General features: G+C 72.7%; 19 protein-coding genes. 12 read left to right on the plus strand and 7 right to left on the minus strand.

Annotated features, from left to right (window positions below):
* Positions 1-79 precede the first annotated feature (79 nt).
* On the plus strand, positions 80-592 hold the full coding sequence (locus IEY56_RS00455; protein WP_189035016.1) for an O-acetyl-ADP-ribose deacetylase: 513 nt from the start codon (positions 80-82) through the stop codon (positions 590-592).
* 17 nt (positions 593-609) lie between these two features.
* On the opposite strand, the gene IEY56_RS00460 is transcribed toward IEY56_RS00455, so the two are convergent.
* The 5 genes from IEY56_RS00460 to IEY56_RS00480 all read right to left on the minus strand — a co-directional run bounded on the left by IEY56_RS00460 (position 610) and on the right by IEY56_RS00480 (position 6435).
* A complete protein-coding gene (locus IEY56_RS00460) occupies positions 610-1761 on the minus strand; it encodes a questin oxidase family protein (RefSeq protein WP_189035017.1) in 1152 nt (383 codons plus the stop codon).
* Positions 1762-1900: 139 nt separating this feature from the next.
* Positions 1901-2551 (minus strand): LutC/YkgG family protein, encoded by a 651-nt coding sequence (locus IEY56_RS00465; protein WP_189035018.1) that lies wholly within the window; start codon positions 2549-2551, stop codon positions 1901-1903.
* Positions 2548-4062, minus strand: a complete 1515-nt coding sequence (locus IEY56_RS00470; RefSeq protein ID WP_229711426.1) for a lactate utilization protein B — start codon at positions 4060-4062, stop codon at positions 2548-2550. The genes IEY56_RS00465 and IEY56_RS00470 overlap by 4 nt, the downstream gene beginning before the upstream one ends.
* Positions 4059-4775 (minus strand): (Fe-S)-binding protein, encoded by a 717-nt coding sequence (locus IEY56_RS00475; protein ID WP_189035019.1) that lies wholly within the window; start codon positions 4773-4775, stop codon positions 4059-4061. The genes IEY56_RS00470 and IEY56_RS00475 overlap by 4 nt, the downstream gene beginning before the upstream one ends.
* A 493-nt stretch (positions 4776-5268) precedes the next feature.
* Positions 5269-6435: an NAD(P)-binding domain-containing protein gene (locus IEY56_RS00480; protein WP_189035020.1), complete on the minus strand. Its 1167-nt coding sequence runs from the start codon at positions 6433-6435 to the stop codon at positions 5269-5271.
* 61 nt (positions 6436-6496) lie between these two features.
* Here IEY56_RS00480 and IEY56_RS00485 point away from each other — a divergent pair, with 61 nt between their 5' ends.
* Positions 6497-6931, plus strand: a complete 435-nt coding sequence (locus IEY56_RS00485) for a YjbQ family protein (RefSeq protein ID WP_189035021.1) — start codon at positions 6497-6499, stop codon at positions 6929-6931.
* 155 nt (positions 6932-7086) lie between these two features.
* Here IEY56_RS00485 and IEY56_RS00490 read toward each other — a convergent pair whose 3' ends face one another.
* Complete coding sequence (locus tag IEY56_RS00490) at positions 7087-7854, minus strand: IclR family transcriptional regulator (protein WP_189035022.1); 768 nt, start codon at positions 7852-7854, stop codon at positions 7087-7089.
* A gap of 140 nt (positions 7855-7994) precedes the next feature.
* Here IEY56_RS00490 and IEY56_RS00495 point away from each other — a divergent pair, with 140 nt between their 5' ends.
* Genes IEY56_RS00495 through IEY56_RS00535 form a run of 9 tightly spaced genes read left to right on the plus strand, consistent with a single transcriptional unit; the run spans position 7995 to position 17029 of the window.
* Positions 7995-8933, plus strand: a complete 939-nt coding sequence (locus IEY56_RS00495; RefSeq protein ID WP_189035023.1) for an HpcH/HpaI aldolase/citrate lyase family protein — start codon at positions 7995-7997, stop codon at positions 8931-8933.
* On the plus strand, positions 8930-10096 hold the full coding sequence (locus IEY56_RS00500; RefSeq protein WP_189035024.1) for a CaiB/BaiF CoA transferase family protein: 1167 nt from the start codon (positions 8930-8932) through the stop codon (positions 10094-10096). The genes IEY56_RS00495 and IEY56_RS00500 overlap by 4 nt, the downstream gene beginning before the upstream one ends.
* Positions 10093-10674 (plus strand): MaoC family dehydratase, encoded by a 582-nt coding sequence (locus IEY56_RS00505; RefSeq protein ID WP_189035025.1) that lies wholly within the window; start codon positions 10093-10095, stop codon positions 10672-10674. The genes IEY56_RS00500 and IEY56_RS00505 overlap by 4 nt, the downstream gene beginning before the upstream one ends.
* Positions 10671-11819, plus strand: coding sequence for an acyl-CoA dehydrogenase family protein (locus IEY56_RS00510; RefSeq protein WP_189035026.1), 1149 nt, complete (start codon positions 10671-10673; stop codon positions 11817-11819). Before IEY56_RS00505 ends, IEY56_RS00510 begins: the two co-directional genes overlap by 4 nt.
* A gap of 40 nt (positions 11820-11859) precedes the next feature.
* On the plus strand, positions 11860-12867 hold the full coding sequence (locus tag IEY56_RS00515; protein ID WP_189035027.1) for an LLM class flavin-dependent oxidoreductase: 1008 nt from the start codon (positions 11860-11862) through the stop codon (positions 12865-12867).
* Positions 12864-13910 (plus strand): TRAP transporter substrate-binding protein, encoded by a 1047-nt coding sequence (locus tag IEY56_RS00520; protein WP_189035028.1) that lies wholly within the window; start codon positions 12864-12866, stop codon positions 13908-13910. The genes IEY56_RS00515 and IEY56_RS00520 overlap by 4 nt, the downstream gene beginning before the upstream one ends.
* A gap of 10 nt (positions 13911-13920) precedes the next feature.
* Complete coding sequence (locus tag IEY56_RS00525; protein WP_189035029.1) at positions 13921-14535, plus strand: TRAP transporter small permease; 615 nt, start codon at positions 13921-13923, stop codon at positions 14533-14535.
* On the plus strand, positions 14532-15839 hold the full coding sequence (locus tag IEY56_RS00530; RefSeq protein WP_229711428.1) for a TRAP transporter large permease: 1308 nt from the start codon (positions 14532-14534) through the stop codon (positions 15837-15839). The genes IEY56_RS00525 and IEY56_RS00530 overlap by 4 nt, the downstream gene beginning before the upstream one ends.
* Complete coding sequence (locus tag IEY56_RS00535; protein WP_189035030.1) at positions 15815-17029, plus strand: MmgE/PrpD family protein; 1215 nt, start codon at positions 15815-15817, stop codon at positions 17027-17029. Before IEY56_RS00530 ends, IEY56_RS00535 begins: the two co-directional genes overlap by 25 nt.
* A gap of 8 nt (positions 17030-17037) precedes the next feature.
* Here IEY56_RS00535 and IEY56_RS00540 read toward each other — a convergent pair whose 3' ends face one another.
* Positions 17038-17760 carry an HAD family hydrolase gene (locus IEY56_RS00540; RefSeq protein ID WP_189035031.1) on the minus strand — a complete coding sequence of 241 codons (723 nt, stop codon included), beginning with the start codon at positions 17758-17760 and terminating at the stop codon, positions 17038-17040.
* Positions 17761-18014: 254 nt separating this feature from the next.
* On the opposite strand from IEY56_RS00540, the gene IEY56_RS00545 reads away from it, so the two are divergent.
* Positions 18015-19064: a lactonase family protein gene (locus IEY56_RS00545; RefSeq protein ID WP_229711495.1), complete on the plus strand. Its 1050-nt coding sequence runs from the start codon at positions 18015-18017 to the stop codon at positions 19062-19064.
* Positions 19065-19287: the final 223 nt, after the last annotated feature.

Genomic DNA, 19287 nt, shown 5'->3' on the forward strand with positions numbered 1-19287 from the left:
CCGCCATGGTCGCTGCCAGAGTGTGCGCGCGCTGTCAGAGGTACGCGCAATGGCAGCCGCTGCTGCGAGGATGACCCGCATGCCGAACGTCAATCTCACGCTCGTGCAGGGCGACATCACGGAACAGGCGGTGGACGCGGTGGTCAACGCCGCCAACTCCTCGCTGCTCGGCGGCGGGGGAGTGGACGGGGCCATCCACCGCAAGGGCGGCCCCGAGATCCTGGCCGAGTGCCGCAGCCTGCGCGAGAGCCGGTACACCGAGGGGCTTCCCACAGGCGAGGCCGTCGCCACGACGGCCGGCCTGCTTCAGGCCCGCTGGGTGATCCACACCGTCGGTCCCGTCTGGGCGAAGAGCGAGGACCGCTCGGAGCTGCTGGCGTCCTGCTACCGCCAGTCCCTGCGCGTCGCGCGGGAGCTGGGCGCCCGCACGGTCGCGTTCCCGGCGGTCTCGACCGGGATCTACGGCTGGCCCCTCGACGACGGCGCCCGTATCGCGGTGGCAACGGCCCGGAGCGAGGGGGAGGGCTTCGAGGAGGTGCGGTTCGTGCTCTTCGACGAGCGCTCCTACGATGTCTTCGCGGCGGAGGTCTGAGCAGCCGGCCGGTTCGCTCACCCGAGCGGGTCGATGAGCTCCATCGAGCGCAGGGCGGCAGAGAGGGCGAGCCCTTCACCGGAAGACTCCCCGCCCTCCTGTCTGTCCCCTTGCACGTCTGCCTGACCCTCCCGGTCACGCTCCCAGGAGGCGACGTCGACGGCGGTGTCGGTGAGTTTGACGGAGTGTTCGTCGCCGTGAACGGCCGCCTGTTCGAAGACCTCTTCGGGTGTGAGGCCGCGGGGCACCCGCAGCGGCGCCGTCCCGGACGGAGGGGCGTAGGCGGCGGTCACGGCGGCGGCGGCCGACCACGCGGCGTGCAGGCTCGGCAGCCACAGCTCGCGCGGCAGCGCGGGCAGCGTGCGCAGCACGGCGTTGGGCGCGGTCGCGGCGTGGACGAGCATCACGGCTGAACCGTGGGCGTGGGTCGCGTAGCGGAGCGTCGCCGCCCGCACCGTGTCCTGGAGCAGCGCCCGGGCGTGCTCCGGGTCCTCGCCCTCCGGGACGGGCGCTGCCGGGAGCCGGCTGATCTGCGCCAGGCGCTCCCGGATGCCGCCGTCCTGGTCTTCGACCCGGGGCACAGCCGCCAGCCCGTCAGCGGGGGAGTCCACGGCGGGGAGCGCCGTGACCTCCGGCAGCGGCTGGTGCCGGGCGGCCCAGTAGCCGAGTGCGTGGGCGAGTTCCGTGCGGCGCGGCTCCTGCGCGGACGAGTCCGCCGCCGCGCCGGCCGTACCGACTTCTCCGTCGAGGAGGGTACGGACGGCATGGCCGACCCGGATCACGCCGTGCGTCGCCGCGGCGGGAATGCCGGGCAGCAGGCGGGGCCACCACTGAGCGAGTACGTCCCGCCAGGGACGTTCCCGCAGGGCGTGCGTGAAGTAGAGCGTCCAGTCCGTCAGGCGGCGCGGGTCCCCCAGCGCGTCCGGCCAGCCGGCGTCCGTGACGGGGGAGGACGGCGAGGGCATGTCCTCCAGCTTGTCGCGGTAGCGGTCGATCCAATGGTGCACAAGGGGCGCCTGACCGTGCCGCACCAGTGCCTCCACCGCCATCGGCGCGTGGTTGCTGAGCCAGCCGTCGCGTTCCGGGCCGCTCGAGTGCAGCCGCTGCAGGGCCTCGTCGAGTGTTCCGCTGGTGTCGCTTCCGCTGCTGTCGCCACTCCGGATGTTCATGCCGGTGACGCTAGGTGCGCATCGTCCGGTGCGTAACGGCCGTGCGTCCTACACCTCCCGGCGGGGCGGCCGGTGGGACGGAGGGCGGAGGGCCTCGGTCACGCGAGCGGCGCGGCAGCGCGGCGCGGGCTGACAGCCCCTAGCCGGCGCCCGGCGAGCTGATCACGACGTCGAGGCGGCGCGGCCCGTGCACGCCCTCCACCCGGTCGAGTTCGATGTCGCTGGTGGCGGAGGGCCCCGAGATCCAGGTCTGAGGGCGGGCGGGGTCGAGCCTGCTGAGTGCCTGCGGCACCGAATCGACGACCTGTGAGGGCGCGTGGACGACGCAGATGTGGTGGTCCGGCACGAGCGAGATGCGGCGCCTGCCCTGGTCCTCGCCGGCGTCGAGCACGATGGTCCCGGTCTCGGCGACGGCGACCGCGCAGCCGGTCACGACGCTGTCCACGGCGTCGAGGTCGCGCGGCGACTGGCCCGCCGAGTCGGCGACGCGTTCGACGTCGCCGGGAAGCCACCCGTCGGGCACCGCCCACGGCGCGACGACCCTGCGGGCCCCGCGATCCCGCAGCAGGCGCCCGATCACCACCGGCAGCTCCGTGGACGCGCAGCGGTGCACCACGGCGCGGTAGTCGCTCAGGTTCTCGGCGAGGAGGTCGATGCGCTGGGCGTCGTTGCGGACGGCGTGGCGCTGCCAGTAGTCGCGCGGGACGTGCGTCTCCTCCGGCCCTCCGTCGCGCGGAACGTCGGCGAGTGCGCGCCGGATCCGGGAGAGGACGATGTCGCGGCTGTTCACTCTGCGCTCTCCTTCCCCGTACGCGGGGCGTCGCTTCCGCCGCCGTCCCGACGGGTGTGCCGCCACCAGTCACGGAAGGACTGCGGGGCGGGGCGGGGCAGGTCGCGGCTGGCGGACCAGGCCTTGCCCGCGGCGGTGACGGGCAGGCGCCGGGGCGTGAACCGGCGGCCGCGGGCGGCGAGCCGCTGCCCGGCCCGCATGGCCCGCGGGTGGTCGAACGCCCATCGCGCGGCGCGCATCAGGGCTCTTTCGGCGGCGTGCCCCTTCGCGGGCTTGATCTTGGTCTTCTGGCCGCGGACCACGGCGGTGCCGCCCTCCACGACCCGCTCACGCAGGTGCACCAGGACCTCGGGGATGTCGATCGCGACGGGGCAGACCTCGTAGCAGGCGCCGCACAGCGACGACGCGTACGGCAGGGAGGCGTCCAAGTCGCTCTGCACACCGCGAAGTTGCGGGGTGAGGATCGCGCCGATGGGCCCGGGGTAGGGAGAACCGTAGGCGTGGCCGCCCGCGCGCTCGTACACCGGGCAGACGTTGAGGCAGGCCGAGCAGCGGATGCAGCGCAGCGCCTGCCGTCCGACGGTGTCGGCGAGGGCGTCGGTGCGGCCGTTGTCGAGCAGCACGAGGTGGAAGGCGGAGGGGCCGTCGTCGTCCGTCGTTCCCGTCCACGTCGAGGTGTAGGGATTCATCCGCTCCGCGGTCGAGGAGCGCGGCAGGGTCTGCAGGAACACCTCGAGGTCCTGCCAGGTGGGCACCAGCTTCTCGATTCCGACGACCGAGATCAGCGTCTCGGGGAGGGTCAGGCACATTCGGCCGTTCCCCTCGGACTCGACGACGACGAGGGTGCCCGTCTCGGCGACCATGAAGTTCGCGCCGGAGATGCCGACCTTGGCGGAGAGGAACTTCTCGCGCAGGTGGAGCCGTGCCGCCTCGGCGAGTTCCGCGGGGTCGTCGCTCAGGCCCTCGGGGGCGGCGCGGCCCCAACTGCCCATCTGCTTGCGGAAGATGTCGCGGATCTGGTCGCGGTTGCGGTGGATGGCGGGGACCAGGATGTGCGAGGGCAGATCGTCGCCTAGCTGGACGATCAGCTCGGCGAGGTCGGTCTCGTAGGCGGAGATGCCCGCCTTCGCGAGTGCCTCGTTGAGGCCGATCTCCTGCGTGGCCATGGACTTGACCTTGACGACCTCGCTCTCGCCCGTCTCGCGGACGAGTTCCGTCACGATCCGGTTGGCGTCGTCCGCGTCGGCCGCCCAGTGGACGACGCCGCCCGCGGCGGTCACGGCCGCCTCCAACTGCTCCAGGTAGTGGTCGAGATGGCGCAGCGTACGTTCTTTCAGCGCCGCGCCCGCCTCCCGCAACTCCGCCCAGTCGCCCAGCTCTTCGACGGCCTGGGCGCGCTTGGCCCGGATGGTGTGCGTCGCGTGCCGCAGGTTCCCGCGCAGCCGCATGTCGCGGGTGGAGTCCGCGGCCGCCCGGGGGAAGGACGGCATGCCCAGATACGTGCCGCTCACCGTGCTGCCTCCTCGGTGCTCGCCAGGATCTCCGCGAGGTGCACGGGCCGCACCGCCGAGCCGCGGCGTGAGAGGACCCCGCCGATGTGCATCAGGCAGGAGTTGTCGACGGTGCAGACGGCCTCGGCGTCGGTCTCCTCGATGTGCCGCGCCTTGTCCGCGCCCATCGCGGCGGAGACGTCGGGGTTCTTCACGGCGAAGGTGCCGCCGAAGCCGCAGCACTCCTCGGCGCCCTCCAGCTCCCGCAGCCGCAGCCCCTCCACGGCCTCCAGCAGGCGCCTCGGCCGGTCGCCGAGGCCGAGCATCCGCAGCCCGTGGCAGGTGGGGTGGTAGGTCACGGTGTGCGGGTAGTACGCGCCGACGTCCGTCACGCCGAGCACGTCCACCAGGAACTCCGTCAGCTCGTACGTGGCCGCCATGGGGCCCGCGACGTCCTCGGCGCCCAGGCGGGGGTAGTTCTCCCGCACCATCGCGGCGCACGAGCCGGACGGAACGACGATGTAGTCGTAACCCTCGAAGACCCGTGCGTAGCGGCGGGCGAGGGGTTCGGCCTCCCGCCGGTAGCCGGTGTTGAACTGCGGCTGCCCGCAGCAGCTCTGGCCCTGAGGGAAGTCCACCTCCACGCCCAGCCGCTCGAGAAGGGCGACGACTGCCTGCCCGGTGCCGGGATAGAGCGTGTCGTTGATGCAAGTGATGAAGAGTGCGACCCGCACGGCTCTCCTCGCTCTGCTCGGCTGTGTCCGCGGTCGCCGCGCCGGTCTTCTCCGGCGCGGACGCGGACGGCCGAGTGCCCGGGCCGGCGTTCGGCAGCCGCGCCACGGGAGGGTTCGTACGTCCGCAGGGGCAGGGTGTCATACAGCAGCCGTGCGACCTCCCCCCTCGTCATGTCCCGTCACGCTCCGTCGGGCGGGCCGCCGCGCAGTGTCACGCGTGCCCGGCCACGCGCCGCCGAACCGCGGCCCCGGCCGCACACACGACGGCGCCGCCCGCCGGGGGACCGGGGGCGGCGCCGCTGGGGACGTACGTCAGACGAGCCAGCCGACATAGTGGGCGAGACAGGCCAGCGCGTTGGTGATGACGTTCATGAAGTGCGTTCTCCTTGTATTCCTGATGGGACAACTCACCGGCCAGCGTGGGACGTTGAGCCGGGCGCCGCGTGGTCTGCAGCCCGCCGCCTGCGCCACGCAAGCATCTCCGAGCGCAGGGTCACCCCGGCCGGAATTCCGTCGCGGCCACACCTTCGGACGAACGGCCGCTTCCTTGTTCGGGCACCGCTGTCGGCTCCTCAACTTCGTTGTAAGAGCGGTCCGTTGGCGTCCCGTCGAGGAGACGCAGCACCTCGCGGGCGGCAGCCCGGCCGGCCCGTCCGGCGCCGACGGTGCTCGCCGAAGGGCCGTAACCGACCAGGTGGACGCGGGGATCGGCGGCCGCTCGCGTTCCGTCCAGGCGGATGCCCCCGCCCGGCTCGCGCAGCCGCAGCGGGGCCAGGTGGCCGACGGCAGGCCGGAATCCCGTCGCCCAGAGCAGGGTGTCCGCCCGCATGCGGCGCCCGTCGCTCCACTCGACGCCGTCCGGCAGGATGCGCTCGAACATCGGCTGCCGCGCCAGTACGCCGCGCTCGCGGGCCTCGCGCATCGCCTCGGTCATGGGCAGGCCCGTCACGGACACCACGCTCTGCGGCGGCAGGCCGCGCCGCACGCGGTCGGCGACGAGAGCGACCGCCGCGCGGCCCTGGTCCTCGGTGAACGGGCCCTCGCGGAAGACCGGTTCGCGCCGCGTGACCCACGCCGTCCCGGCCGCCACCTCCGCGACCTCCAGCAGGTGCTGCACGGCGGACGTGCCGCCCCCGATCACGACGACGTGCTTGTCCGTGAACGCGCCGGAGTGCGGTCCGGGATAGTCGGCGGTGTGCAGCTGGCGTCCGAGGAAGTCCTCGCCGCCCGGGTAGCGGGGACGGAAGGGGCGGTCCCAGGTGCCCGTCGCGTTGATCAGCGCACGGGTCGTCCAGGTGCGCCGGGACGTCTCCACACGCAGCCTCCCGTCCCCGGCCTCCCGCACGGAGCGCACGTGCACGGGGCGCCGTACCTCCAGGCCGAAGGCGCGCTCGTAGTCCGCGAAGTACCCGCCGATGACCTCGGACGACGGGCGGCCGGGGTCGGCGCCGGCCAGCTCCATGCCGGGCAGGGAGTGCATCCCGTGGACCCGTCCGTAGGTCAGCGTCGGCCAGCGGAACTGCCAGGCGCCCCCGGGTCGGGGCGCGTGGTCGAGCACCACGAAGTCCCGCCCCGGAACGAGACCGAGGCGCCGCAGATGGAAGGCGCTCGACAGCCCCGCCTGCCCCGCTCCCGCCACCACCACCGAGACGTCGTCCATACCTGTGCGAACGATGTGGGGGCCCCGGGCCTTCCCGGCGTCCGCGAGGCAGGATGGAGGCATGACCGACGCCGACGCCAGCACCCTCCGCACCCGCCTGCTGAACATCACCACCGGCTCGCGGGAGACCGTGACCGACCTCACAGGCGACTGCGAGTCCTTCCTGCGCGAAGCCGCCGCGGGCCGCGACGGCCTGCTGAACGTCTTCGTGCCGCACGCCACCGCCGGCATCGCGATCCTGGAGACGGGGGCGGGCAGCGACGACGACCTGCTCGCCGCGCTCCGGGACCTGCTGCCCGCCGACGACCGCTGGCGCCACCGGCACGGCAGTCCGGGCCACGGACGGGACCACGTGCTGCCGGCCGTCGTGCCGCCGCACGCCACGCTGCCGGTGATCGGCGGCGCGCTCGAACTCGGCACATGGCAGTCCGTCTGCCTCGTCGACACCAACCGCGACAACCCGCAGCGGAAGGTCCGGCTCTCCTTCCTCGGCTGACCTGGCACCGGGCAGGCGGCGGGCCGGTCCGTCGTCACGAACCGCACGGCCGCCGGGCCCGCCCACGTCGCTCCGCGCTCAACTGCCGTGCACGGGCGCGCTGTTCGGGAACAACAGCCTTCGGTCGGCGCACATGCCGCGTCCCGCGCGCGCCCTCACGCGCTCCGCAGGTTCGCCCCGATACGCCGGGCCGCGTCGACTGCGAGCGCGCCCAGCTCCACTGCGCGCGCCTCGTCGTAGCGCTGGATCGGCACGGAGACGGCGAGGGCGCCCAGCGGGCGCCCGTCCTTGTCCAGCAAGGGGGCGCCGACCGCGCCCACACCCGGCCGCCAGGCGCGGTCGTTCGTCGCGTATCCCGACTCCCGCACCCTCACGAGGTCCTCGACGACGGACTGCTTGTCGGCGGGCGTGTTCTCCGAGAAGCGTTCGAGCTCCCCGCTCAGCAGCCGGTCCACCTCGTCGTCGGGAAGGTGGGCGAGGACCGCGCGGCCGCTGCAGCTGGCGTGCATCGGCACGCGGGCGCCCAAGTGCACCCAGGTGCGTACGGGCTCGTCGCTGTCCAGCCTGTCCACGACCACGAGGCCCTGGTCTCCGCTGTAGCTGAGCAGGTGGATCGTCTCGTGGGTGGCGTCCCGCAGCCGGTGCATGGTGGGCAGCGCGGCCTCGCGCAGACCGCCCTCCACCGAGGCGTGTATGCCCACGGAGAGGGCGCGGCCCGTGAGCACCCACTGCGTCCGGTCCGTGCTGGAGGACGTCAGCCAGTCCGCTTCGCGCAGAGTGACGAGGCAGCGGTGCACGGAGCTCTTGGGAATCCCGGTCGCTCTCGCGATCGCCGAGACGCCCACGGGCTGCAGCTCCGCCACGGTCTCCAGGACGCGCAGCGTCGTGATGACGGCGCGCATCGCATGACCGCTCGAAGTCATGGAGGTTCCGGTCCCTTCACGTCAGTGGTCGGTGAACGGCGTATGCACACCCCTTGACAGCGCGGCAACGCTTTCACCAGGGTGAACGCGCAACGTACCGCATGGCGGTACATGTTCCATCTTACGGAACGGGAGCGCTCATGTACGTCGGACGGGCAATGCTGTTCGTCCCCGGCGACCGGCCGGACCGCATCGTCAAGGCCCTCGGCACCGCTGCGGACTCTGTGGCCGTCGACTTCGAGGACGCCGTCGCCGACGCGCACAAGGCGACCGCCCGCGCCCGCACCGCCGAGGTGCTCGACGGGCTGCCCGAGCGTCCTGGCCCCGCCGTGTACGTCCGCGTCAACGCGCTCGGGCACCCGGAGTCGCAGGCCGACCTGGATGCCGTCGCCCGGCTGTCCGGCCGCGGCCGCGTGGACGGGGTGATCCTCCCCAAGGCCGAGTCCGCGGCGCAGATCGAGGAGGTCGACCGGGCGCTGTCTGCCGCCGGAGGTGCCGCCGAGGCCGAAGGCGGACTGCCCCTGGTGCCGATCGTGGAGACCGCCCGCGGCGTGCTCGCCGCCGCCGCCCTCGCCTCGGCGGCGCCGCGCGTGCAGGCCCTGATGTTCGGCACGCTCGACCTCGCACACGAACTGGGCGTGGAGCCCTCCGTCGAAGGGCACGAACTGCTGCACGCCCGTTCGCAGGTCGTGCTCGCCTCGCGGGCAGCCGGTCTCGCGGGCCCGCTCGACGGCCCGTACCAGGCGCTCGACGACGAGGAAGGACTCGTACGCTCCAGCGCCGCCGCCCGCCGGCTCGGATTCACCGGCCGCGTCGTGCTCCACCCCCGCCAGGTGGGCCCCGTGCGGGACGCCTTCGCGCCCGCACCGCACGAACTCGACCGCGCCCGCGAAGTGCTCGCCGCGTACGAGGCGGCGCAGGAGCGGGGCGCCGGGGCGTTGCGGCTGGCCGACGGGACGTTCGTCGACAGGCCGGTCGTCGCCCGGGCCGTCGCGCTGCTCGGCGCCGCCCAGAGCGGCAAGGGCGCCGAGAACGGCCCGCCGGCGAGCGGGGTCCGCGGTGCGGAGGCGGCGCGATGACCGCCCCGGCACGGCTGCCGCTGGAGGACGTGACCGTCGTCGCCCTCGAACAGGCCGTCGCCGCGCCCCTGGCCACCCGGCAGCTCGCCGACCTCGGGGCACGGGTCATCAAGGTGGAGCGGCCCGACGGAGGCGACTTCGCCCGCGGCTACGACCGGGCCGTGCACGGCGGCTCCAGTGCGTTCGTCTGGCTCAACCGCGGCAAGGAGTCCGTCGAGCTCGACCTGAAGGACCCCGGACGGATGGCCGCTCTGCACCGGTTGCTGGAGCGCGCGGACGTCCTCGTGGCCAACCTCGCCCCGACCGCGCTCGAACGGCTCGGACTCGGCGCGGACGCGCTGCGCAGCCGCCACCCCCGGCTCGTCGTCTGCCGGATATCCGGCTACGACCCGGAAGGGCCCCAGCCGGAGAAGAAGGCCTACGACGCGCTGATCCAGGCCGAGGCCGGCGTCATGTCGCTGACGGGCGCCCCCGGGGAGCCCGCGAAGACCGGGATCTCCATCGCCGACATCGCCGCCGGCTCCTACGCCTTCAGCGGCGTCCTCGCGGCGCTGCGCCACCGCGACGCCACGGGCGAGGTGCTTCCCGTGCGGGTCTCCCTCTTCGACTGCCTCACCGAGTGGATGGCGCACCCGCTCTACCAGACCCTCTACGGCGGCACCGCTCCCGTCCCGATGGGCACCTCGCACCCGGCCATCGCCCCGTACGGGGCGTACGTCACGGCGGACGGCGCGTCGGTGATGATCGCGGTGCAGAACGAGCGGGAGTGGGCGCGGCTGTGCGCCGACGTCCTCGAAGAGCCTGCGCTCGCCTCCGACCCGCGCTTCCGCTCCAACTCGGAGCGGGTGGCCGCCCGTTCGGAGATGGACGCGCAACTCGTTCCCCGCATCGGCGCGTTCACCGCGGCCGCCCTGACCGCCCGGCTCGACGCCGCGGGCATCGCGTGGGGCCGTCTGACCGAGCTCGCCGACCTCGCCTCCCACCCCGAACTGGGCCGTCCCGGACGGTGGCTGGACACCCCGACCGAGCACGGAACGGTACGCACCCTCTTCCCGCCCGGAGCGCCGGGCGGACGAGTCGCCGGGGGCGGTGCCGTGCCCGCCCTCGGCCAGCACACCGATTCCGTACTCGCGGAACTGGACTTCGCGGAGGAGAACCGATGACGACGCACACCGGCTGGCAGGGGCGGTACTACGAGGACTTCGTCGTGGGCGACGTCTTCGAGCACCCCCTGGGCCGCACGGTGACCACGACGGACAACATCTGGTTCACCATGCTCACGCAGAACACCGCGCCCCTGCACTTCGACCACGAGTACGCGCGGCGCACCGAGTTCGGCAAGCCGCTGGTCAACTCGACGTTCACGCTCTCGCTCGTCGCGGGGCAGAGCGTCACGGACGTCTCCCAGAACGTCTTCGCCAACCTGGGCTGGGAGGACATCACCCTCCCCCGCCCCGTCTTCGAGGGCGACACCATCCACTCACGCTCCACGGTGCTGCGGACGAGGGAGTCGGCGTCGCGGCCCACGCTGGGCGTCGTCACCGTCCGCACGACCGGCGTCAAGCAGACAGGCGAGGCCGTCATCGAGTTCACCAGGACGCTGCTCGTCTACAAGCGCGGCCACGGCCCGCGCCACACCGCCGGGACGGAGGCGGGGGCCGCCCAGGCGGCCCAGCCGGACGACGCACCGGGCGACGAAGCCGGGAACGCTGTTGCCGGCGGAACGGAGGAGACCGCATGACGTCCGAACTCCGCAAGGACTTGCGGCAGTTGACCGAGCGCATCTGCGCGGACCACCCGGACGAGTACTGGCGGGAGGTGGATGCCGCACGCCGCTACCCGGAGGAGTTCGTCGACGCCCTGACCGCGACGGGCTGCCTCGGCGCCCTCGTACCCGAGGAGTACGGCGGCCTGGGCCTGGGCCTCGGCGACGCCTCGGTGATCCTCGAGGCCATCAACGGCGCGGGCGGCAACGCCGGGCCCGTTCACGCGCAGCTCTACACCATGGGGTCGCTGCTGCGGCACGGCAGCGAGGAGCAGAAGCAGCGCTACCTGCCCGGCATCGCCTCCGGCGAGGTGCGGCTCCAGGCGTTCGGCGTGACGGAGCCGACCGCCGGTACCGACACGACAGCCATTCGCACGACGGCGACGCGCACCGCGGACGGGTACGTCGTCAACGGGCAGAAGGTCTTCATCTCCCGCGTGCAGCACTCCGACCTGATGCTGCTGCTCGCCCGGACGACGCCCCGGGAGGAAGCCGCGAAGAAGTCCGAGGGCCTGTCCCTGTTCCTCATCGACCTGCGCGAGGTCGACGGCGTCGAACTGCGGCCCCTGCGGACGATGGTGAACCACGAGACGAACGAGGTCTTCTTCGACGACGTCCACATCCCCGCCGACAGCCTCATCGGGGAAGAGGGGAAAGGTTTCCGCTACGTCCTGGACGGCATGAACGCGGAACGCATCCTCATCGCCTCCGAATGCATCGGCGACGGCCGCTGGTTCGTGGAGCGAGCGGCCCGCTACAGCAGCGAACGCGTCGTCTTCGGCCGCCCCATCGGACAGAACCAGGGCGTGCAGTTCCCCATCGCCCGGGCCCACGTCAACGTCGAGGCCGCCGACCTGATGCGCTGGCGCGCCTGCGACCTGTTCGACGCGGGCAAACCCTGCGGCGCCGAAGCCAACATGGCCAAGCTCCTCGCCGCGGACGCCTCCTGGGAGGCGGCCAACGCGGCGCTGCAGACCCACGGCGGCTACGGCTTCACCGCCGACTACGACATCGAACGGAAGTTCCGCGAGACGCGGCTGTACCAGGTCGCCCCCGTCTCGACGAACCTCATCCTCTCCTACATCGGCCAGCACGTACTGAAGATGCCCAGGTCGTTCTGAGCCCGTAGAAGCACCGCACGAAAGGGAAGCAGGAGCACAGATGGACGGATCCCCCGAGTACGGCCTCGTGCTGTGCAGCCAGTTCCTGCCCGGCGAGGACACGGTGGCGCGCTTCGACGAGCAGCTGGAGCAGGTGCGCTACGCCCGGGACGCGGGCTTCTCCTCGGTGTGGGCGACGCAGCACTACCTCGCCGACCCGTTCCAGTACCTGCACCCGCTGGCCGTGCTCTCCCGCATCGTCCCCGAGTCCGGCGACATGCGGATCGGCACCGCCATCACGCTCATGGCGCTCGGCAACCCCGTCGACATGGCGGAGGAACTGGCGACGCTCGACATCGTCAGCGGAGGCCGCCTGACGGTCGGCGCCGGACTCGGCTACCGCGACGTGGAGTTCGACGCGTTCGGCGTGCCCAGAACGGGGCGGCTGCGCCGCTTCCTCGACAACCTCGACGTCGTACGCCGCCTGTGGACCGAGGACGAGGTGACCTTCAGCAACGACGCCGTGCGGCTCGACGGCGTGCGCCCCGTCCTGCGCCCCGTGCAGCGGCCCCACCCGCCCGTCTGGCTCGCCGGTCACACCGACCGGGCGCTGCGGCGTACCGCCCGCATGGGATATCCGTGGCTGGCCGCGGCGGCACACGTGGAGAAGGAGTACCTGTACCAGCAGGTGGCGACCTTCCGGAACGCCTGCGCCGAGGCCGGCCGCGACGACGCCGAGGTGCACGTGCTCCAGGAGATCTACGTCGGGGAGACCGACGAGTCGGCCGTCGAGGACGTACGCGCCGCCCTGACGGTCAAGTACGACGCCTACCGCGCCTGGGGCCAGGACCAGGTGCTGCCGCCCTCCCAGAGTTTCGACGTGGAGTTCGACAAGCTGCGCAAGGGGCGCTTCATCCTCGGCAGTGCCGAGTCGTGCCGCGCGCAGCTCGCCGAACTCGTCGACCGCGTGGGTCCCGGGCACATCCTGCTCCGCCCGCAGTGGCCGGGGATGCCGCAGGAGCAGGTCATGGCCAGCTTGGAACGCCTTACAGACGAGGTACTGCGATGAACAGAGACGGAATCGGGCGGCGGGGCTTCCTCGCGGCAGCGGGACTGGGCGGACTGGGCCTGGCGAGCGCCGGGCTGACCGGCTGCGGCGCTCCCGCGAGAGCGGGCGGCGGCCGGGAGTCCACGGTGGCCACCTACATCCCCTCCTCCTACGACGACCTCTACCCCGGCATCCAGAAGTTCGTCGACGTGGCGACGGAGCGCAGCAAGGGCCGGCTCTCGCTGGACCTGTTCGACTCCGGCAGCCTGCTCGGCGCCGAGCAGCTCCTCCCGGGCCTGCTGGGAGGCGTCGCCGACGTGATCTTCCAGACCAGTTCGTACGTCTCCTCGACCTACCCGGTCCTGGGCGCCATGGAGCTGCCGTTCGTCACCGAGGACTACGACAAGCTCCGCCGCGCCATCGCTCCGGGCGAGGAGCCGCACGAACTGATCAACAGGAAGCTGGCTCCGAAGGGCGCCCGCAACCTCGGCGGCATGCCGACGACCTTCGAGTACCTCTGGACCGTCGACAAGCCGATCCGCAGGCCGGAGGACGTGCGCGGGATGCGGCTGCGCGTCGCCGGCGAGATCGAGGGAGAGACCGTCAAGGCCCTCGGAGGCGCGCCGGTCACCATGGGATCCGCGGAGGTCTACGAGGCCATCGAACGCGGCACCATCGACGGGCTCGTCAGCTACATCGGCACGGTGGTCTCCCGCGATCTGCAGAGGATCGTCAAGTACGGCACCGCCGGCCACTTCGGCGCCTACACGGTCGACGCGTACTGCCGCTCCGACTGGTACGAGCAGCAGGATTCCGTGGTGCGGAGGGCTCTCGACGCGGCGGGCGAGGCCCTCTACCGGGACGGCACCGAGACCATGTTCAAGGTCCACACCGAGAAGTACCTGCCCCAGGTCGAGAAGGCCGGCGTGGAGCTCGTCGAGCCCGACGAGGCCGGAATGGCCGCGTTCCGCAAGGCAGTTCAGCCGGTGTACGCCCGGTGGGAGCGCCGCCTCGGCGACGCCCGGACCGCGAGCCGCGCCGTCGAGACCATCCGGAAGGCGTGAGGGCCCCGACATGAAAGCACTCGACCACATCCGCAAGTACGTGCTGGCGTGCTCCCTCGGGCTGGCCGTCGTCTCGATGAGCGTCGTCGCGCTGATGATGCTCACCATCACCTACGACGTCGTCGTCCGCTTCACCTTCGCCGCCCCGACGGACTGGGCCTACCCCGTGAACGCCGCCGGGGTACTGCTGGTCACGGCGCTCTCGGTGCCGTACCTCTACGCCAAGGGCCAGCACATCTCCATGGACCTGCTGTACCGGGCGCTGCCGAAGCGGACGCGCCGCCTCGCGGACGGTGTCACCGCAGCGGCAACGGCCTTCCTCGGCCTGATCCTCGCCGTCACCGCCTACCGGGCGATGGCCGTCGCGATCGAGGGGGGCCTGACCGGGTCCGGCACCTTCAGCATCCCCCTGTGGATCCCCGACGCCGCGCTGCTGGTCACCGGGGTGCTGCTGACCCTCGTCGCGGTGCTCTTCCCGCCGGGCGGCCAGGCGGAGCCCCCCGTCCAGACCGAACCCGAACCGTCGCCGGCGGAGGCCGCGGCCTCCGGAACGGGCGGACGGGACAGTGCCGGAGACGGTGGCGCGGAATCCGCCTCGTCCGGTGAAGGAGAGGCCAAGCCATGATGTCCGACGCCGGTATCGCGATCCTCGCGGTCGTCCTCCTGCTCTTCCTCATCGCGCTGCGCACCCCGATCTTCGTCGCGCTCGCCGTGTCCGGCATCGCCGGCCTGATCGGGCTGCAGGGGCTCCAGGGAGTCGAGCTGGTCCCCCTGTCGCTCGTCGCCCAGCTGCAGAACTACGCACTCGTCGCCGCGCCCCTGTACATCCTGCTCGGTGAAGTGCTCGCCGTCAGCGGCCTCGGGCGTGACCTGTTCGCCGCCGCGCACCGCTGGTTCAACCGGATACCCGGCGGACTCGGGGCGTCGGCCATCGGTTCCTCGACCGTCTTCGGGGCGATGTCCGGAGTGAGCATCTCCTCGGTGGCCGTCATCGGGCGCATGGCCGTGCCCGAGATGCTCAGCCGGGGCTACCGGCCCGCGTTCGCCAGCGGAACGGTCACCGCCTCCGGCGCGCTGGCCATGCTCATCCCGCCCAGCCTCATGTTCATCCTGTACTCGTCGGTGACGGGCGTGAGCATCGCGGAGCTCTTCGCGGGCGGACTGGTGCCGGGTCTGCTGCTGGCCGCTGCGATGATCCTGTACGTGGTCCTGCGGGCGAAGTCCGCACCGGCCAACGCGCCCGTCGTCCAGGAGACCTTCACCTGGGGAGAGCGCCTGAAGGCGCTCGGGAAGATCTCCCCGGCGCTGCTGCTCATCCTCCTCGTGCTCGGCTCGATCTACACCGGCTTCGCGACGCCCACCGAGGCGGCGGCCGTCGGCGCGCTCGCGGCCTTCGGGGTCACGGGAGGGATCTACAAGAAGCTCGGCTGGAAGAACCTGCGGCTGATCTTCGTCTCGACGGCGACGGTGACCGCTTCCGTACTCGCCATCGTCGGTTCGGCGTTCGTCTTCACGCAGATGCTGGTGGCCGCCCGGATCCCCGATGCGGTGACCGGGTTCGTCGTGGGCCTCGACATCTCGCCCTACCTCGTCATCGCGGCGATCATGTTGGTCCTCGTCCTGCTGGGCTGCCTCGTCGACGCCGCCTCGCTCCTGCTCGTCGTCACGCCGATCCTCGTGCCGGCGATCGAGGAACTCGGCTTCGACCCGCTGTGGTTCGGCGTGCTGCTGGTCATCAACCTGGAGATGGCGGTCATCACGCCGCCCGTCGGGCTGAACCTCTACACGATGAAGTCCGTGGTGCCGGAACTCGACCTCGCCGACATCTTCCGCGGCATCCTCCCGTATCTCGCGATCGAGGCCGCGATGCTCGCGCTGGTGACGGCCGTTCCGGAGATCGCGACATGGCTGCCGGGGCTGATCCTGTGATCGCGGACCTGGCGGACTGGGCCGCCTCACTCGAAGTGGACGACGCGGACCGCGACGTCGCGCGCACCGCGCTGGTGGACACCGTCGCGGTGACCCTCGCGGCGGCCGACGATCCCGTCGTCGAGCTGACCGAGGACCTTCCGGAAGCGCTGCGCTGGGCCGCGGTGGGGCACGTCCTCGACTTCGACGACGTCCACCTGCCCTCCACCTCGCACATCAGCGTCGTGTGCGTCAGCGCGACGCTGGCGGCCGGAGGCGGCGCCCGCGCGTACCTGGCGGGTGCCGGCGTCATGGCCCGGCTCGGGACGGCACTGGGGTGGAGCCACTACAGCAGCGGCTGGCACGCCACCTGCACCGCGGGCGCACCGGCCGCGGCCGTCGCCGCGGGCGTCGCTCTGGGCCTCGACGCCGACGGACTCAAGCGGGCCATGGCGCTCGCGGTCCCCGCCGCGGGCGGCGTGCAGCGCGCGTTCGGCACCTCCGGCAAGTGCCTCCAGGTGGGCTTCGCCGCGGACGCCGGCGTACGGGCTGCGCGCCTGGCCGCGGCGGGCGCGTCCGCGGATCCGGCCGCGCTCGACCAGTGGTTCGCGCTGGCCGGCGGCAGCACGGAACCCGATCTGTCGGGTCCGGCCCTGCCGGAGAAGCCGGCGGTGAAGCTGCACCCGTGCTGCTACGCGATGCAGCGGCCCATCAGCGCCGCCCGGACGCTGCGGGACGGCGGCCTCGACCCGGCGGACGTGGAGCGGATCGTGGTGTCCACGCCCGAAGCCGGCATGCAGCCGCTGATCCACAGCTTCCCCCGCACCGGGCTGGAGGCGAAGTTCAGCATGGAGTACGCGGTCGCCACCGCCCTGCTCGACGGCTTCCCGGGCCGCGCCCACTTCACCGACGCCGCTGCCGCCCGCCCCGCCGTGCGGCGGCTGCTGGAGCGTACGGAGGTGCGGACGTCGCCCGGCGGCGGGGACGACCTGATGGCGGGGGAGACCGGCATCCGCGTGGAGCTGGCGGGCGGCGGAGAGGCCGAGACGGCACTGGACCTCCCGCGAGGCCACCCCGGCCGCCCCGCCTCCGAGCAGGAGCTCACCGCGAAGGTGGCCTCGTGCGTCGGAGAGGAACGCGCCGGAGAAGTCGCCGGCATCTCCTGGGAGGAGGCCCCGGGAGTCCTGCGCGCCGCGTTTCCCGCTCCCTGACCGGGAGTTCAGCGGGCACCGTCCGGGCAGCCGCCCCGGCCGGTGCCCGCAGCGCGCGTGATCCACGCGTACGCCCGGTCCGCGTCGAACTCCTCCTGGCCGCCCGCGAAGAGCAACCCCGCCGCGGCGAAGTCCGCGTCTCCGTCCGCCGGCCGGACGTACGGTACCGCCACGCAGCGCATGCCCGCCCGCCGGGCGGCCTCGACCCCGGGCGCCGCGTCCTCGACCACCACGCAGCAGGCCGGGTCGGCCCCCACCAGCCGCGCGGCCTCAAGGAAGACGTCCGGCTCGGGCTTTCCCCGCGCCACCTCCTCCGCCGAGACGCGGACGGGCAGCAGGGCATGCAGGCCTGTAGCCCCCAGCACCGCCTCGACGGCCTTCCTCGACGAGCCCGAGGCGACGGCCAACGGGTGCCCTGCCGCGTCCAGCCTCTCCACCAGGCCCAGCATCGCGGGGAACACACGCGCGGAACGGGTCGCCAGCTCCAGGTAGGCGCGGTCCTTCTCCGCGACGAGCTGCTCGACAGGTGCGTCCAGGCCGTACTCGCGGCGCAGCGCAGCCATCGTCTCCACGGTGCTGATGCCGATGAAGCGGGCATGCTCCTCCCACGTGAACTCGCCCGCTCCGTGCGCGGCGAGCACGCCCCGTGCCGCCTCCCAGTACAGGGGCTCGCTGTCGACGAGAGTGCCGTCGAGGTCGAAGATCACAGGCCTGGCCGCGGAGTTGTCCATGCAGGCCAGCGTGCCAGCACGAGCCGATTGTTGAGCTGCGGGGGGAGGTACGTGCGGAGCGCCCGCGCCGCCGTATCCCCGCTGCTACCGTCGGCCATGATCGCGAAGAGTCCACGGCCGGGTCACCGGCCCCGGCGAAAGGGCGCAGGGCAGTGAGCGGTTATGCAAGCGGCGGTGCGAACAGCGGCTCGGAGAACGGCCGGAGGGACGGCCGGTACGGGGACGCGGCCGAACAGCGGGCGGACCGGGCCTACATCGGGTCGTTCACGTCGGCGGGAGGCCGAGGCATCACGACCGCCGCGATCGACTGGTCGGACGGGGCCCTCACCGAACTGCACCACACCGAGAGCGCCGTACCCGACCCGTCCTACCTCGTCCTCGCCGAAGGACCCCGCGGAGCAGGAGCCCCCGGCGGACACCTCTACGCGGTCAGCGAGCGGGACACGGGCGGCGCCGCGGCTCTCTCCCTCGACGACCGGGACAGACCCGCGCTGCTCGGCGAACCCACACCGGTCAGAGGCGGCGGGCCCACCCATCTCACGCTCGCCCGGGGGCACCTCGTCACCGCCAACTACGGCTCGGGCAGCATCAGCGCGCTGCCCGTCCGCGCCGACGGCACCCTCGGCAGCCGCGCCTCGGTGCACGTGCACACCGGCAGCGGCCCGGAGACGGCCCGTCAGGAAGGCCCGCACGCGCACGCCGTCGTCCCGGACCCGTCGGGCCGCTGGCTGCTGGCCGTCGACCTCGGCACGGACTCGGTGTGGATCTACGACCTGCGCGGCGGCTGCGAGGACGGCGAGCCGCTGCCGCACTCCGAGGTGAGGCTGCGGCCGGGGACCGGGCCGAGGCACCTCGCCTTCCACCCTCGCGGCGGCCTCGCCTACGTCGTCAACGAGCTGGAGTCCTCCGTGACGGTGTGCCGCTGGGACCAGGAGACAGGCACCCTGGAGCGGCTGACGGAGGCGCCGACCATCCCGGGGAACGCCACCCAGGAGCGCAACTACCCGTCCGGACTGGCGGTCTCCGCCGACGGCCGGTTCCTCTGGGCTGCGAACAGGGGCCACGACAGCATCGCCGTCCTGGCGCTGTCGGCCGCCGGCGACTCGATGGAGCTGACGGGCACCGTCCCGTGCGGCGGGCACTGGCCCCGGGACCTGGCGCTGCACCCCTCCGGCCGCTGGCTCTACGCCGCCAACGAGCGGTCGGGGGACGTCACCTGGTTCGGTATCGACCAGGCATCCGGCACCCCGCACCGTGCGGGCAGCCTGGGAGCTCCCGCCGCCAGCTGCGTCGTCTTCGGCTGAGCGGCCTCCGCCCCCGCCGCGCAGTAGTCCGCTGCGGCGGGGCAACGTACCGGCGCGCGCGTACGCGGCGCGGGCACCGGTCAACACGGCCCGGCGCGAGCTGAACGCGCGGGGCGGCCGTGCGGAAGCCACCCGCCCCCACCCTGCCCGGGCGGCGTTCCCGCGCTCTCCCAGAACCGCCGCCCACCGCGTACCGGACGTCGAACGCCGCGTCTTCAGCAGA

The organism is Streptomyces daqingensis (assembly GCF_014645895.1).
In the GTDB taxonomy this organism is placed as follows: domain Bacteria; phylum Actinomycetota; class Actinomycetes; order Streptomycetales; family Streptomycetaceae; genus Streptomyces; species Streptomyces daqingensis.